Source organism: Veillonella sp. ICM51a (assembly GCF_000524355.1).
Lineage (GTDB): Bacteria > Bacillota > Negativicutes > Veillonellales > Veillonellaceae > Veillonella > Veillonella atypica.
The window spans coordinates 1-15499 of the sequence record NZ_JAPX01000033.1 but is presented as its reverse complement, the minus strand read 5'-3'; the positions used below and the strand labels follow the sequence as shown (position 1 = coordinate 15499).

Here is a 15499-nt window from a genome sequence, read left to right as displayed (position 1 = left end):
ACATGAACGTTTTAGTCGTAATTGATATGCAACATGATTTTGTGGATGGCTCTCTTGGTTCTCCAGAGGCTCAGGCCATCGTGGATACTGTACGTCAAAAAATTGCATCCTTTGATGGACCAGTTATTTTTACACGAGATACTCACGATACTAATTATCTTGAAAGCCAAGAAGGTCAGCATTTGCCAGTTATGCATTGTGTGAAAGATACGATTGGTTGGCAAATTATGGAGAGCCTCATTACGGCCGCAGAAAAACGCAATACCATCCATCCGTACTTTATCATTGATAAACCTAATTTTGGATCTTCTGAATTGGTTACGCGCTTGCAAGGTATGAATACAGCTGAGCCTATTGAAAGTATAACTTTGGTCGGTGTTTGTACAGATGTGTGCGTTGTGTCGAATGCCATATTGTTGAAAGCTGGCTTGCCAGAGGTTCCTATTCATGTAGATCCTAATTGCTGTGCAGGGGTTACTGAGGAAAGCCATGAAGCAGCATTATTAACTATGCGTCAATGTCAGATTGAAGTAACAGATGATTTGTAATAGAGGTATAGATTGAAATATTAGTTAAATAGTGATATGCTATACACAATTACATAGCAGAGTATGCAAGGGAGCCTATGAGATAGGCTGAGAAAGGGCTGTTAGCACCTGACCTTTGACCTGATCGGGATCATGCCCGCGTAGGAAGCACGCAAAACCATTCAAGGGTATCGATCATATTATATCGATACCCTTTTTCTTGTGTACAAAGCTAAAAGGTTTTATTCAATAGGAGGACATATTATGTTTTACACTCAATTGGAAGCCGCACAAAAAGGCTTTGTTACGGATGCGATGAAAATTGTAGCAGAAAAGGAACGCATGGATGTAGAGCAATTGCGAGCGCTAGTTGCTTTAGGACAAGTTGTTATTCCCTGTAATAAGAATCATACTTGTATCGATCCAGAGGGCATCGGTAAAGCATTGCGCACGAAAATAAATGTGAATCTTGGCACATCCAGAGACGTTACCGATTATGATAGTGAAATAGAAAAGGTAAATTGGGCGATTCAACTTGGTGCTGAATCGATTATGGATTTATCTACTCATGGTGATACACGTATTTTTAGACGAAAATTAACTAGCGAATGTAAAGCCATGATTGGTACTGTACCAGTATATGACAGCGTTATACATCATCAACGGGATTTGGCAGAACTTACTGCTGAGGATTTCTTAGATACTATCCGTCTCCATGCAGAGGATGGGGTGGACTTTGTAACCTTACATTGTGGTATTACGCGTCAAACTATTGAGCAAATTAAAAAGCATAAACGTAGACTCAACATCGTTAGCCGTGGTGGTAGTCTTATCTTTGCATGGATGAGCATGACGGGTAAGGAAAACCCATTCTATGAACATTTTGATGATATTTTAGATATTTGCCGTGAGTATGATGTAACTATTTCTTTGGGTGATGCTTGTCGACCAGGCTGTTTAGCAGATGCTACGGATGTATGTCAAATTGAAGAACTGGTACGACTTGGTGAATTGACTAAACGCGCTCGAGCTAAAGGTGTGCAAGTGATTATTGAAGGCCCAGGTCATGTGCCACTTAACCAAATTCAAGCGAATATGGAAATTGAGGAAACGCTATGTGGCGGAGCTCCGTTTTATGTGTTAGGCCCATTGGTGACAGATATTGCACCTGGCTATGATCATATAACAGCTGCCATTGGTGGTGCTGTGGCGGGCATGCATGGGGCGTCCTTTCTTTGTTATGTAACGCCGGCAGAGCATTTGGCATTGCCTAATGCAGACGATGTGAAAGAAGGTATTATGGCTTTCAAAATAGCAGCCCATGCAGCGGATATAGCACGTGGCATACCAGGTGCCCGTGATAAGGATGATGCGATGGCTGATGCTAGACGCGTACTAGATTGGGAGGCGCAATATGCGTGTGCACTTGATCCTCAACGTGCTCGCAATATTCGTGAAAGCCGAGCTCCAGAGGAGGGGCATAGTGAAACTTGTAGTATGTGTGGTAAATTCTGTGCTGTTCGTAGCATGAATAAGGCTTTGAATAGCGAATATATTGATATTCTGTAATAAATGTTGGTCATATATTGACGTTTATCTATATAGATAGTACAATATGCAAAGAATGATAATTCATATCAATGAAATACCGATGCAGGTGCATCGAATCGCTTTCACAAGAACGATACTAGTTAAGATATCGTTCGTGCCCTAATTAAAAGGAGGACTATTATGAAACCTTTCGAACTCGCACCATTACCATATGCTTATGATTATCTAGAACCTGTTATCGATGCAGAGACGATGAAACTGCATCATGATAAGCATCACCAAGCGTATGTTAATAATTTGAATGCAGCCATCGCTAAATACCCGGATCTTGCCTATGGTTGCGTAGATTGTATTCTCGGCGATATTGCCAATGTGCCAGAGGATATCCGTCAAGCGGTTATCAACAATGGTGGGGGTCATAAAAACCACACCATGTTTTGGGATATCATGACAAAACCTGATACATCTAAATTGCAAGGCCCTTTGAAGGATGCTATCGATGCTGATTTAGGCGGATATGATGCTTTTGTTGAAAGCTTCTCCCAAGCGGCGGCAACACGATTTGGCTCTGGCTGGGCTTGGCTAGTGGTCAACAAGGATGGCAAACTAGAAGTAACCTCTACGGCTAATCAAGATAATCCTCTTTTGGAAGGTAAAACTGCCATTCTTTGTTTAGATGTATGGGAACATGCATATTACTTGCATTACCAAAATCGTCGCCCAGATTATATTAAGGAATTCTTCCGTGTTATCAACTGGGATGCAGTCGCTGAAAACTACGAAAAAGCATTGCAACCTCATCATCAATAAGATGATTGTTAACGAATAGATGATACATCTATGTCCAATTTATGGATTGATTTGTCATCTATTCGTTATTTTTTTGAATAACTTTCAAAAGTATAGCCATGGATACAGATTTTCTAATCGATATCGTTTATCATAGGGTCATAGGTTATTAAAGATGACCTTTCGGAATGTAAATTACCTTATATACGAAAACGTATAGAGGCTACTAACATAAGCAATAAACAATATTTTTGACACGAGGGGATCAAAATGGAAAAGAAATTAGATTTATCAAAATCCGTATATGATTTGGTACAAGAATATCCAGAGGTTATAGATATTATGAAAGGATTGGGCTTCACAGAAATTACCAATAAGGTGATGCTCCATTCCGTTGGCAAAATTATGACTATCCCTAAAGGGGCTAAGATGAAGGGCATCTCTATGATGGATATTGTAGGGGCCTTTATGAAAGCTGGTTTTACATTAGAAGGTGATATGCCCAACCTACACGGTGATGATGTAGCATCTGCTAAGGATGTTCCTGTTGAGGCACCAGCCACTCAAGATGAGGAACCTAAGGCTAGTGAAAATACAGAAGCTAACGCAGAGGATACTGTACCCGATAGCGAACGGGTAGAGCAATTAAAAGGCTTCTTAAAACGCTTAGGTACAGGGGAAGCCCTTGGCGATGTGCGCAAAGATTTTGCCAGCCAATTTAAACATGTAGAAGCCAGTGAAATCATGAAAGCTGAACAAGGCCTTATGCGCGAAGGTACACCTCTAGAAGAGGTACAACAATTATGCGACCTTCATTCCGCTTTGTTCCACGGTTCTACCATTCATGAACAAATGGAAGAAGAGCATGCGAAGGTTGAGGCTGCTTTAGAAGCTCAAGATAAGAAACAAACGGTAACAACGCTTGTAGAAACGATAGGCCATCCGCTCAACCAAATGACGGAAGAAAATAAGGCGCTTAATGATTTGATTGAAGAGCTTCGTCCTAAAGTGGCCGATAAAACGGCAACCGTTGATGATGTAAATAGAGTGCGTCAATTATCCGTTCACTATGCTAAAAAAGGCGATTTGTTATATCCAAAATTAAAGGTGGATTATGCTATCGGTGGCCCATCCATGGTTATGTGGACTGTTGATGGCGATATTCGAGACCAATTGGGTGATTTGGCAAAATCTAGTCAAAGTGTAGATGATTGGTATAGACGTTTTGATGAGCTTCTTACACGTGCTCAAGAAATGATCTACAAAGAACAAAATATCTTGTTCCCTATCTGTGCGGAAAACTTTACAACTCAAGATTGGTACCAAATCTATAAGGATACTGCACAATATGAGGAAATCTTTGGTGTAAAACGCATTGCTTGGCCAGAGGCTGATGCGGCATTAGCTACACAAACTAGAAAATCAAGTGGTGATGACAATACCATCGGTTTAATTGGTGGTACGTTAACTGTAGATCAACTCGATGCTATGCTTAACACAATGCCTATGGAAGTAACTTTCGTTGACCATGAAGACATTAACCGTTATTTTAACGACGGCGAAAAGGTCTTTAAACGCCCTACTACGGCAATCGGTCGCGATGTATTCTCCTGTCATCCACCTAAGGTAGAACCTATCGTGCGCGGTATCATCGATTCCTTCCGTAAAGGGGACCGCGATAATGTGGCCGTATGGCTTGAAAAACAAGGCCGTCCATTCTATGTAAACTACATGGCGGTTCGCGACAAAAATAAGAAATACCTTGGCACATTGGAACTCGTACAAGATATGCAATTTGCAAAGGACCATTTCTCAAGATCTAAATAAGAAATCCTATATACGAAAATATGACAAAAGGCTGCTCTAGAACTGATGCTAGAGCAGCCTCTTTATACGTAGGACTAAGAACGGATATGGTCGATGATGCTGTGCGTAGCTGTTTTGATATTAGCTAGGCTCGTGGCTAAGTTAACTCGTACAAAGGTGGCGTAGTTTTTACCGCCAAACCATTCGCCAAAGCTTGGCGCGATACGGCATTGATGTTCGAATAGGTCGTGCATATCTTCAGGTTTTACATAGGCACCGAAATCTATCCACGCCAAATAGGTGCCGTCCATAGGGCTGATGCGAAGCTTTGGTAGGGCTGAGAGTAGTTCATCGCATAGATATTCGTAGTTTTCGCGGATGACAGCGCATACATCGTCTAGCCACGCCTCTGCCTCTGGATGGGTATAGGCCGCAGTGATAGCCGTTTCTGCGATGACATCTGCATCCGTGTGGTACACTTGCGCCTTATAGGCGTTATATTGAGTGCGTAATGTCTCGTTGGGAATCATCACTTCCGCCTGATGTAAGCTGGCCATGTTAAACGATTTTGACACAGATGACATGGTTATCATATGGTCTGCATAATGACCGTTGGATACGGATAGTGCGGGCGTAAATGGTGTGGAACCGGTAATAAGGTCTTGATGGATTTCGTCGCTTATGATGAGCACATTGTGACGCTGACAAATGCTAAATAATCGGTCCATTTCTTCTTCGGTCCACACGTGTCCCACAGGATTATGGGGATTGCAGTGGATGAAAACCTTCACATCGTTTTGACTAATGGCGGACTCGAATGCATCGTAATCAACAGTATATCCATTGGTCGTCGTGCGATGTAATGGCACTGCAACGATGTGTCTGTTTGCATCATTGGCACGGGCATCGAAGGCTCCGTACACGGGCGTAAGGACTGTAATGGCATCGTTTGGTTTGGTGAAAGCCCCAATACACCACATGATACCGGTAATAACATTGGGGGCGCTAGTGATCCAGTCTTGTTCAATAGTGCAGTTGTGACGGCGTTTGTGCCAATGTATGACAGCTTCTATATAATTTGGATTTGTCATGGTATAACCTAGAGGATTGTTTGTTACATAGTTACAAATGGCCTCTTGTATGCATGGTGGTGTTATAAAGTCCATATCTGCCACCCAGAGTGGTAGTAGGTCGGTGCGACTAAATTTTAAATATTCGCCGTCCCATTTGCGGGAATGAGAACCGCGGCGGTCTATGTAGTATGTTTCAGTAAATTCTGTAGTGTTCATAGGAATACCTCATTTATGTTGCCTTATGTATGTATTATAGCAATAAATGTATATAAAATAAGCATATTGTAGCTCAGCTTCTTGACGGAGCTCGCTTTCACAATTTAAAATGTACTATAGAATAGTGTGTGTCTCACCAGTGACCACACGTCTATCGAATGGTTACAAAAGATAAATGTTAGCAGCATGTGGCGGCGTCCCTATGTGAGAGGGCTCATCGGACAGCTTAGGTGCATGCAACGCTGTATAAGTATAGTACTGGATCCTTGTTAGGAGGCATGTGCCATGAGTAACGAATTAAAACCACTTCATTTTGATGCGGATTATACGATGGAGGAGGCGCTCGCTGAGGCGAAACGTTGTCTAAATTGTCCAAAACCTTTGTGCCGCATGGGCTGTCCGATTGAAAACGAGATTCCTCGTTTTATCCAAGCCATCGCGCGCGGTAACTTTGGCTTAGCCAACGATATCTTGGCGGAACGTACAAACTTGCCAGCTATCTGTGGTCGCGTGTGCCCACGCGAAAATCAATGCGAAGGCAACTGCATCATGAATAAGGCTAAGAAACCGCCTATCAACATCGGTAAATTGGAACGTTTTGCTGCCGATTTTGAAAGCATCAATGGATTGCGCAAACCTAAGAAAATTAAACAAGATCTCGGTAAAGTAGCCGTTGTCGGTTCCGGCCCTGCAGGCTTGTCCGTTGCAGGCGACGTAGCAAAACTCGGCTATGATGTCACTGTATTTGAAGGTCAATCCGAACCAGGCGGCGTACTCTTATTCGGTATTCCTGAGTTCCGTTTGTCCAAGTCCGTTGTACGTCGTGAAATCGCCCGTCTTGAAGGCTTAGGCGTTAAATTCGTATGTAATACATTCATCGGCCAAGATAAATCCTTGGATGATCTATTTGCAGAAGGCTTTGATACCATCTTCATCGGTACGGGTACACATATTCCTCAAGAAGTACGTATGGAAAACGATCAAATTACAGGCGTATTCCAAGCAATGTACTTGTTAACAAATGTACAATTGGTAGAAAATGGTGAGCTTGAAGAAAAAGCGATTCCTGTGAAGAAAGGGGACCGCGTTGTTATCATCGGCGGTGGTAACGTAGCGATGGATGCGGCTCGTACATGCGTACGTCTAGGCTGTGAATCTGTCACTGTTGCATACCGTCGTAGCCAAGAACAAATGCCAGCCTTGTTATCTGAATACGAAGAAGCCCGTGCCGAAGGTGTTCAATTCCAATGGTTCGCATCTCCAGTTGGTGTAGAAGGTAAAGACAAGGTAGAAGGCTTTAAATACGAAGTAATGGCCCTTAATGACGATGGTGCGGGTATCCACGGCACAGGTAAATACCAAGTGATGCCTGTCGATAAGATCATCATCGCTGCTGGTCATAAACCTAATGCACGCCTCGTTGGGGAAGGTAACAACCTTCGCGTAGACGAAAAAGGCTATATCATCACATCCGAAGAACCATACGGCATGACAAGCCGTGAAGGTGTATTCGCCGGTGGTGACGTAGTACATAAACCAGCCACTGTAGTACTCGCTATGCGCGAAGCTAAAAAAGCCGTTGATGGCATGGTTAAATACATGGAAATCAAACGTGCTATGGCTATTGCAGAAGAGCATAAATAAGACTTTTATGTACAAGAATATACATGTATGTATGTTTAAGCATAATTTTATAACATAATATGAATAAAAATCCCTTGCGATATGAATGTATCGCAAGGGATTTTCTATTATATGTCATCACAATTCAAGTTGCTATGGTCCCTCTTAATTGGTTGCCGTATTGTGGAGGCAAAGAGTTGTTATTAAGGATAGTATAGAAAGTGAGGTTTCTATGATGTATGATATCGTATGTAGTGAAACACAGTCAGAAAAGGCTATCCAACACTTAGGCGTTCTCATTCTCTTATGGCGCCGCCACTATCATATAACTCAACAAGAGTTAGCTAAGCGAACGGGATTGTTACAGTCCTATATTAGCGGACTGGAAAAGGGGAATATAGACCCTCGTATATCTACGCTGTGTAGGATAGTCAATGGCTTTGATAATATGCCCTTAGATACATTTTTTGGAGGCCCTGACTTAGGCTTTATCGACTTTCACGGCATAGAACATCGACATATAGAATTTCATTAAAATCCTAAATCCTCGTTGATGATAATAACCTCCATAGTTTGCATGTTGCGCATTTTCTTGTAATAAATCGTTAAGGCATTACAAATCCTGTCAGGCGAACCACAGTCGTAGCATTTTTCTTCCAGCTTGGCACAAGGATTGAGGGAACTTTTTTTATTTTTTTTGCTGTTCAGTGGTGCCGCCACATTGCGCGCCCGGTAGATGGCAGAGGCCAAGTCAGGCGTAATTTTGTTACGTCCTAGTACGAAAAAGACCTCTTGTGATCCGAATAGAGAGGCCGCTACACGGTTGCCAGTACCATCGATGTTGACCATTTCACCCGTTTGCGCTAAGGCGTTAACAGAGGTTAAAAATACATCGCGCCCCATGGTGCGTAGCGCTGTATCGCGGAAACTTTCACCAGGAAGAGGTCGCTGAATATCTGTTATGTCATCGTTGACCTGGGACAAAGCATCATGAACCTTGAGTTCCAATAAGGTGCGTGAATCACCGATAGCCACTCGTTTATGTTGAATGCGAGACTGTAAATAGGCCACTGCGTCAGCGCCTGTTTCAAAATAATGGACCACGAAGTTGTTGCGTTCTAAGGCTTTGATGGTTTTCTCTATATCGATGGGGGCATCGTTGATTTGAGGATTGATAACTGCATTGATTGTTGTGTCTGTGTTGGCCATGAGTCCTCCCATATTACATATAAACTAGTGAGGTAAACAGTATTTTCGAAGTAATGTAAGGTAAAGATTATTTTCTAAGTAATACAGTATTTCTATTACTAGTATTGTACTGTTTTATGTGGTGGTTATTCAACATAAGGAGACTCTGTTTTTAGGTAAAAGAATGATACTGATAGTATAGAATGTTCTTTGTATAAAACATTGGAATAGAATCCATATTTGAACACTAAATAGTAAAACTTTGGAATGAAATCCAATTTTATGATAAAATTAATATAAAGTTGGAATGGAATCCAGAGTTATTAGGTAGTCGATATGATATTTGACAATACTAATAAGAGGGTTCCATCTATGAGAACGTACATAGATGAGGAGGCCCTTATGAAATTAATTCAGCGCCAAGGATATCTAGATTTTTTACGACGTAATCGGAATCGGCCTATTGTTAAGGTTGTCTCTGGGATACGTCGTTGTGGGAAATCTACGTTATTTAGGCTATTTAAGGATGAGCTGTTATCGGAAGGCGTTAAACCTGAACAGATAATATCCATTAATTTTGAAGAACTAGAATATGAGCATTTACGAGATTATCATGCGCTGTATCAATATATTTTAGAGCGTATGCAGCCTGATGAAATGAATTATATTTTCCTTGATGAAATTCAGCACGTTGATCAGTTTCATCGCGTCGTAGATAGCTTGTTTGTAAAAGAAAATACAGATTTATATATTACGGGATCCAATGCATACTTTATGTCATCCGATATCGCTACGCTACTAACTGGACGATATGTGGAAATTCAGATGTTACCACTGTCCTTTAGTGAGTTTTACCATAGCAAATACGATGGTAATCAGTACTCTTTAATTCCTGCCTATGAGTCCTATCTTCGTGAAAGCTCATTCCCTTATACGCAACAATTAGGGGGCGAAGATTTTGATATACAAGAATATCTACGAGGCCTATACAATACCTTATTATTACATGATGTTGTGGCTCGATTGAAGATTAGTGATGTTACAATCTTACAAGATATTGTGAGATATATTATGTCTAACATAGGTAGTTTGCTTTCACCCAATAAGATTGCAAATTCGCTCGTTAGCGCCGGTAGAAAAATAGATAATAAAACGGTAGAACGATATTTACAAGGCTTGCAAGATAGCTTGTTGCTATATAAGGTTAATCGTTATGATGTGCGCGGTAAAGAATTATTGCGTATAAATGCAAAGTACTACTGTGTGGATGCAACATTACGTAATCTATTAGTTGGCAACGCGAGTCGTGATACAGGACATATTTTAGAGAATATCGTTTTTCTTGAACTCATTCGTCGTGGATATACTGTATATGTAGGCCAATTAGCTAAGGGTGAAATTGACTTTGTTGCACAAAAAGCGGGTGTTACAGAATACTATCAGGTAAGCGAAACTGTGTTAGATCCTAATACGCTAAATCGTGAGCTCGCACCTCTTAAGGCTGTACAAGACCAATATCCAAAGTTTTTACTTACATTGGATGAATTAAATAAAAATGCAAATTATGACGGAATTCAACAACGAAATGTTTTAGAATGGTTGTTAGAGAGCTATTAAATTGCTATAATAATAGTATTGATATGGCATAAGCCAATGTTAAGGAGGCAAAAATCGTGGATTTAATTCAAAAATTAAAAGACCAAGTAAAACCATTAGGTAAAAAAATCGTGTTGCCAGAATACAAAGATGAACGCGTATTGAAAGCAACTGAAATCATTTTGAAAGAAGGTTTCGTAACACCTGTATTAGTAGGTAACCCAGCTGAAATCGCAGAAGCTGCTAAAGCTGTTGGCGTATCCGTAGAAGGTGCTGAAATCATCGATCCAGCTAACTACGATCGTTACCAAGAAATGGTTGATACATTCGTAGAATTGCGCGCTAAAAAAGGTATGACTCCTGAAAAAGCTGACGCAACTATGAAAGGTGACTGCTTATTCTTCGGTGCTATGCTTGTTCGTCTTGGCGCAGTAGATGGCATGGTTGCTGGTTCCGGTTGCCCAACTGCAAACGTATTGCGTGCTGCATTACAAGTTGTAGGTACTAAACCAGGTCTTAAAACTGTATCTTCTTCCATGTTCATGTTCACAAGCAAAAAAGAATATGGCGACGACGGTATGCTCGTATTCTCCGACTGCGGCGTATTGCCTAACCCAACTAGCGAACAATTGGCTGATATCGCAGAATCCACTGTAGAAAAAGCTCGCAAAGTTGTTGGCATGGCTGATCCTCGCGTATCCATGTTATCCTTCTCCACAAAAGGTTCCGCTTCTACTCCAGAAGTAGACAAAGTGGTTGAAGCTGTTAACATCTTGAAAGAACGCAACGTTGACTTCAAATTCGATGGCGAATTACAATTGGACGCTTCCATCGTTCCTTCCGTAGCAGAAAAGAAAGCTCCTGGTTCCAACGTAGCTGGTAAAGCTAACATCTTGATTTTCCCTGATCTTCAAGCTGCTAACATTGGTTACAAATTGGTACAACGCTTCTCCGGTGCTGACGCTCTTGGCCCATTGATTCAAGGTTTGGCTAAACCAGTTCATGACCTTTCCCGTGGCTGCTCCGCTCAAGACGTTGTAGACGTTGCTGCTATCGCTGCTGTTGAAAGCATCTAATAGTTACTCATACAATTATATATAAACATATGTCATATATGATTTGATATGCTGAAAGCTGGCTCTATGAGCCAGCTTTTTGTATGTTCAATATATATCTATATATTTTTATATTCATTACTTTATGTTATTTTTTACAGCCTTACCATTGTTGTCATGTTACTTTCAAATTGGTAGCTACTGCGACAGACAGAATCCATGGTTGATCGTATAGTATAACTATAAGACTATAGATCGGCGTAAACCATTGGAGGTGTATCTTATGAGTTTTGGAACTATTAATAAATCCATGACCGTAGCTGATGCGGTTAAAGTAAATCCAGAGTTAATGGATGTATTAGCAAAAGATGGAATTGATTTTTGCTGTGGTGGTGGACATCCTTTAGCAGAGGCTATTGCAGAAACAGGTAAAGATGTGGATGCATACATTGCTATGTTAAATACTGTACAAGTTGCTAAGAAATCTTCTCGTGTAGAGGTGCTTAGTTATTCTAAAGACCAATTGATTGACTACATCGTTCATACCTATCATCGAGAACAATTGAATATGATTGATGAAATTGACCAAGGATTGGCAAAACTACTAAATGTACATTATGACCATCATGGTGAGGAATTGACAAAGATTTATCAAACCTTTTTGCAACTCAAATCCGCTCTTATACCTCATTTCCGGCATGAAGAACATGTAGACTTTCCTGAGTTTAAAGCGGGTAAACCCATAGACTTTGATGAACTTCGGGCTGAACACGAAGCTGCAGGTGTACTTTTGGAATCCTTAAGTGCATTGACCAACCAGTACACAGCACCAGCAGATGGCTGTGCTACTTATGTCTATGTATTTAAGACCATGAAAGCCTTAGAAGAAGGTCTTCATGAACATATTTTCTTAGAAAATTCTGTTTTGTTTGACATGAAATAGATTATAATATCATCTGTATAACGACAAGGCTCTATTACAAAATGGTTCCTTGTATGTAGTAAAGACACCAATCGAATGGTTGGTGTCTTTTGTTTTCTTAAAAATTATGAGTTTGTAGCTATATTATGGTGAAATATGTGGTTTGCGTAAATACATATAGAAGGTGTATGATTGAGTTAACTATATTTGCTTAATATACTTAATCAATTTGTACATATAGTTGTGTATGACGTAATAAAAAGGAGAGAACCATGATTTCTGTATTCGATACAAACCCTGTTACATTTGAAGACAAAGGTCGTACATTAACGATTAGTTACAATGGTGTGATTTGTAAAGATGCAAATGGTACTGTTACAACTGATATTAATTTTGAGGACGTAAATGAGCTATTTCTTACAAGATATTTAAATTCAAATAGTAACTATACGATTAGGTTCAGAGACCATAATTGGAAAAGCATAGAAGGTCAAGATTTAGATACTGACCGTAAAGGATCTAATGCTGGTCACAATATCCGCGAAACAAAAGCGATTATTGCCGCTTTTGCTCGAAATAAATTGACAGCGGAATTCCCTGCAAATTTAGATACCCTTCAATTGCCACTTGATTACTACTACCTGGGGAAACGAGAAATCACCATTAAAAATGGTGTTATCTCAAATGGTAAGATTGATATCCCTATTAATGAAATCCGTCGTGTAGTATGTGCATCTAATGGTACAATTAGTAAATTGTTAGTCTATAAAGAAGAAAAACCTAGTTCCTTCTTCAAAAAGATTTTCGACAAATGTGATATGAAAATCACGTTGAATGCCATTACGTTGCCTTTGTTGGAAGCTATCGTAACACGTAATACCGGACATGGTATCGATTTCTCCCGCGGTAATGGCTTTGACCAAAAGGATTCTAACTATATCATCATTCGCTACCTAGACTCTGGATACTTCCTTGAAAAAGACGGTACAGCACCAACAGAATGGCAAAAAACTGCTGCCGAAACAACGGCTAAATTTAATTATGATGTAAATCAACTTATTTAAGTATAAACTTAATATATAAACAAGAGCCTCTATGGACATTCCTTATTGGTAAAGGAATGTTCATAGAGGCTCTTTTATAGCTTTAAATCTACTGTAGAGAGAGTTAAGTTAGTTTTGTACCGCTGTAAAGCGTTGGCGACCAAATTTGTGATTGTTGATTTCATCTACTAGAATTTGTGCAAATGTATCATAAGAGATATAAGGCTTACCTTCTTTGTTCAAGATAATATTTTCATTACCTAATACATAGTCATTAGATTCAGGACCTTCTGCATCTAAGATTGGTGGTGGGGTAAACATTGTCCAGTCTACATTGCTGAATTTACGCAAGATATCGTCAGATTTACCATGAGTTTTGGAACGAACTAGGAATTCTGGAGGAAACTCTGGTGTATCATTTAGTTGAACTGTGTGATCTTCGTCTACATAGAGACTGCCTGCACCACCTATAGCGATGAGGCGCGTATTTGTGTTAGCTAATGCTTTTACAAGCAATAATGTCAAATCTGCTGGTAAGTGATACGTATCTGGTGTGAAAGCGCTTGTAGCATTTACGACTACATCAAATTGAGTTAGTTCTTGTTTTGTTAGTTGTAACGCATCTTTTACGATGGTTGGAATACCTTCAATGGCACCTTCGCGACGGACAACACCGCTTACTTGATGACCTGCTTTGAGGGCTTTCTCTACAATACGACGACCTGCGTTACCATTTGCACCGATTACTAAAATGTTCATGTGCTTTCTCCTTTTATATAAAGTGCTAAACATTAATTCTAAGCCTCCACTGCCTTGACGGTCTATGGTCTAGGCAAAGTCGTTTAGAATTAATTATTTGTCACTTCTCTAACATATGATTAGTGAATTTGAGTTAAGCTGATGACCTCATTATATAGAGGTGCCATTATTTTGAATAGTAGAATTATTCAGGATAGGTACTATCAAAAGTGATAGAATTGTGATATTTACTGGGATAAATTTTTTCAAAAAGTTTTGTACCTTGAATTTATAATCTAAGTGCAACTAAAAAAGATTCATGGCTTTCTGATAAAATAGTGTTTGCAAAGACATCTAAAAATCAGGAGGAGCCATGAATCATTATACTCATTTTACACTAAAAGAGCGCGAAATTCTAAAACATTTTATTGATATAGGAAAAAATCAAACAGAAATTTCAATTTTACTTGGGAAAAATAAATCGTCTATATCAAGAGAAATCAAAAGAAATAGTCAAAATGGCGAGTACATACCTTGTGAAGCCCATGACAGATATAAAAATAGACGCTTTAATTGTAAACCAAGAAAAAAGCTAGATAATCCAAGTCTATATGAATGTGTAAAGAATTTATTTTTGAGACATCAATGGTCTCCGGAACAGATCTCCTCTCGATTGAAATTTGAAAATTCAAGCTTCACTATTAGTTACAATACAATTTACAGGGAAATATATAATGGTCGTTTTGATGAAAAAGAATTATCACATGGAAATAGAGGAGTTGTTCGCAAACTACGACATCGTGGTAAAAGTCGTCATACAAAAAATTATGAAGAAAGACGTGGAAAAATTCAAATTAGTAATTTAATTACAGATAGACCAGCTCCTGCAAATAATCGAGAACGATTAGGTGATTGGGAGGCTGATACAGTTATGGGGCAGACTGGTAAGGCTTGCTTAGTAACATTAACTGATCGAAAAAGTAGGTATCTGCTATGTAAAAAAATTGCAAAAAAGAATGCATTTTTAGTCAAACAAGCGATGATTAAGCTTTTAAAAAATCAACCTCTAGAAACAATAACTCCAGATAGAGGGAAAGAGTTTTCTAAACATGCAGAAATTAGTCAGGAGTTGAATTTAGTAGAATTTTATTTTCCATTTCCACATCATCCTTGGCAAAGAGGAACAAACGAAAACACCAATGGATTGCTTAGAGAATATTTCCCGAAAACTGTGGATATTAATCAATCAGATAGCTATGTTGAAGCAAAAATGAAAGAAATAAATCTTAGGCCGCGCAAATGCTTAAATTGGAAAACTCCATACGAGGTTTATCATTCAGTAGAGTTGCATTTGACTTGACAATTCAAGGTA

14 protein-coding genes and 1 riboswitch are annotated in these 15499 nt (G+C 39.6%); of the genes, 11 read left to right on the top strand and 3 right to left on the bottom strand.

What is annotated here, in order from left to right:
• The first annotated feature begins 2 nt into the window (after positions 1 to 2).
• The 4 genes from HMPREF1504_RS05720 to HMPREF1504_RS05705 all read left to right on the top strand — a co-directional run bounded on the left by HMPREF1504_RS05720 (position 3) and on the right by HMPREF1504_RS05705 (position 4694).
• Positions 3 to 548: a cysteine hydrolase family protein gene (locus tag HMPREF1504_RS05720; protein WP_005378015.1), complete on the top strand. Its 546-nt coding sequence runs from the start codon at positions 3 to 5 to the stop codon at positions 546 to 548.
• 57 nt (positions 549 to 605) lie between these two features.
• Positions 606 to 712: riboswitch (TPP riboswitch) on the top strand.
• Positions 713 to 791: 79 nt separating this feature from the next.
• Positions 792 to 2096 carry a phosphomethylpyrimidine synthase ThiC gene (thiC, locus tag HMPREF1504_RS05715; RefSeq protein WP_005378177.1) on the top strand — a complete coding sequence of 435 codons (1305 nt, stop codon included), beginning with the start codon at positions 792 to 794 and terminating at the stop codon, positions 2094 to 2096.
• A gap of 162 nt (positions 2097 to 2258) precedes the next feature.
• Positions 2259 to 2888 carry a superoxide dismutase gene (locus HMPREF1504_RS05710; protein ID WP_005378042.1) on the top strand — a complete coding sequence of 210 codons (630 nt, stop codon included), beginning with the start codon at positions 2259 to 2261 and terminating at the stop codon, positions 2886 to 2888.
• Positions 2889 to 3137: 249 nt separating this feature from the next.
• A complete protein-coding gene (locus tag HMPREF1504_RS05705; protein WP_038124219.1) occupies positions 3138 to 4694 on the top strand; it encodes a DUF438 domain-containing protein in 1557 nt (518 codons plus the stop codon).
• Positions 4695 to 4768: 74 nt separating this feature from the next.
• Here HMPREF1504_RS05705 and HMPREF1504_RS05700 read toward each other — a convergent pair whose 3' ends face one another.
• Entirely contained in the window at positions 4769 to 5962 is a 1194-nt protein-coding gene (locus tag HMPREF1504_RS05700) for a MalY/PatB family protein (protein WP_038124216.1), read from the bottom strand.
• Between the two features lie 285 nt (positions 5963 to 6247).
• Between HMPREF1504_RS05700 and HMPREF1504_RS05695 the strand changes: the two genes are divergently transcribed.
• The gene (locus HMPREF1504_RS05695; protein WP_038124211.1) at positions 6248 to 7606 is read left to right on the top strand and encodes an NAD(P)-dependent oxidoreductase; all 1359 of its coding nucleotides are present in this window, start codon (positions 6248 to 6250) and stop codon (positions 7604 to 7606) included.
• 211 nt (positions 7607 to 7817) lie between these two features.
• On the top strand, positions 7818 to 8120 hold the full coding sequence (locus HMPREF1504_RS05690; protein WP_038124209.1) for a helix-turn-helix domain-containing protein: 303 nt from the start codon (positions 7818 to 7820) through the stop codon (positions 8118 to 8120).
• Here HMPREF1504_RS05690 and HMPREF1504_RS05685 read toward each other — a convergent pair.
• A complete protein-coding gene (locus tag HMPREF1504_RS05685) occupies positions 8117 to 8794 on the bottom strand; it encodes a lactate utilization protein (RefSeq protein ID WP_005381225.1) in 678 nt (225 codons plus the stop codon). The genes HMPREF1504_RS05690 and HMPREF1504_RS05685 overlap by 4 nt on opposite strands.
• Before the next feature lie 381 nt (positions 8795 to 9175).
• On the opposite strand from HMPREF1504_RS05685, the gene HMPREF1504_RS05680 reads away from it, so the two are divergent.
• From HMPREF1504_RS05680 to HMPREF1504_RS05665, 4 genes are all read left to right on the top strand, one after another.
• On the top strand, positions 9176 to 10390 hold the full coding sequence (locus HMPREF1504_RS05680) for an ATP-binding protein (RefSeq protein ID WP_038124207.1): 1215 nt from the start codon (positions 9176 to 9178) through the stop codon (positions 10388 to 10390).
• A gap of 56 nt (positions 10391 to 10446) precedes the next feature.
• Positions 10447 to 11445, top strand: a complete 999-nt coding sequence (gene pta / locus HMPREF1504_RS05675; RefSeq protein ID WP_005378201.1) for a phosphate acetyltransferase — start codon at positions 10447 to 10449, stop codon at positions 11443 to 11445.
• 262 nt (positions 11446 to 11707) lie between these two features.
• A complete protein-coding gene (locus tag HMPREF1504_RS05670; protein ID WP_038124203.1) occupies positions 11708 to 12367 on the top strand; it encodes a DUF542 domain-containing protein in 660 nt (219 codons plus the stop codon).
• A gap of 251 nt (positions 12368 to 12618) precedes the next feature.
• A complete protein-coding gene (locus HMPREF1504_RS05665) occupies positions 12619 to 13410 on the top strand; it encodes a hypothetical protein (protein ID WP_038124199.1) in 792 nt (263 codons plus the stop codon).
• A 108-nt stretch (positions 13411 to 13518) separates the two neighbouring features.
• On the opposite strand, the gene HMPREF1504_RS05660 is transcribed toward HMPREF1504_RS05665, so the two are convergent.
• Positions 13519 to 14148, bottom strand: a complete 630-nt coding sequence (locus HMPREF1504_RS05660; RefSeq protein ID WP_038124196.1) for an NAD(P)-dependent oxidoreductase — start codon at positions 14146 to 14148, stop codon at positions 13519 to 13521.
• Positions 14149 to 14500: 352 nt separating this feature from the next.
• Between HMPREF1504_RS05660 and HMPREF1504_RS05655 the strand changes: the two genes are divergently transcribed.
• Positions 14501 to 15487 carry an IS30 family transposase gene (locus tag HMPREF1504_RS05655; RefSeq protein ID WP_038122762.1) on the top strand — a complete coding sequence of 329 codons (987 nt, stop codon included), beginning with the start codon at positions 14501 to 14503 and terminating at the stop codon, positions 15485 to 15487.
• Positions 15488 to 15499 lie beyond the last annotated feature (12 nt).

Bases quoted from the DNA above. Each gene is read 5' to 3' on its own strand.
- HMPREF1504_RS05720 (WP_005378015.1), top strand. From the start codon at position 3: ATGAACGTTTTAGTCGTAATTGATATGCAACATGATTTTGTGGATGGC.
- thiC (WP_005378177.1), top strand. From the start codon at position 792: ATGTTTTACACTCAATTGGAAGCCGCACAAAAAGGCTTTGTTACGGAT.
- HMPREF1504_RS05710 (WP_005378042.1), top strand. From the start codon at position 2,259: ATGAAACCTTTCGAACTCGCACCATTACCATATGCTTATGATTATCTA.
- HMPREF1504_RS05705 (WP_038124219.1), top strand. From the start codon at position 3,138: ATGGAAAAGAAATTAGATTTATCAAAATCCGTATATGATTTGGTACAA.
- HMPREF1504_RS05700 (WP_038124216.1), bottom strand. From the start codon at position 5,962: ATGAACACTACAGAATTTACTGAAACATACTACATAGACCGCCGCGGT.
- HMPREF1504_RS05695 (WP_038124211.1), top strand. From the start codon at position 6,248: ATGAGTAACGAATTAAAACCACTTCATTTTGATGCGGATTATACGATG.
- HMPREF1504_RS05690 (WP_038124209.1), top strand. From the start codon at position 7,818: ATGATGTATGATATCGTATGTAGTGAAACACAGTCAGAAAAGGCTATC.
- HMPREF1504_RS05685 (WP_005381225.1), bottom strand. From the start codon at position 8,794: ATGGCCAACACAGACACAACAATCAATGCAGTTATCAATCCTCAAATC.
- HMPREF1504_RS05680 (WP_038124207.1), top strand. From the start codon at position 9,176: ATGAAATTAATTCAGCGCCAAGGATATCTAGATTTTTTACGACGTAAT.
- HMPREF1504_RS05670 (WP_038124203.1), top strand. From the start codon at position 11,708: ATGAGTTTTGGAACTATTAATAAATCCATGACCGTAGCTGATGCGGTT.
- HMPREF1504_RS05665 (WP_038124199.1), top strand. From the start codon at position 12,619: ATGATTTCTGTATTCGATACAAACCCTGTTACATTTGAAGACAAAGGT.
- HMPREF1504_RS05660 (WP_038124196.1), bottom strand. From the start codon at position 14,148: ATGAACATTTTAGTAATCGGTGCAAATGGTAACGCAGGTCGTCGTATT.
- HMPREF1504_RS05655 (WP_038122762.1), top strand. From the start codon at position 14,501: ATGAATCATTATACTCATTTTACACTAAAAGAGCGCGAAATTCTAAAA.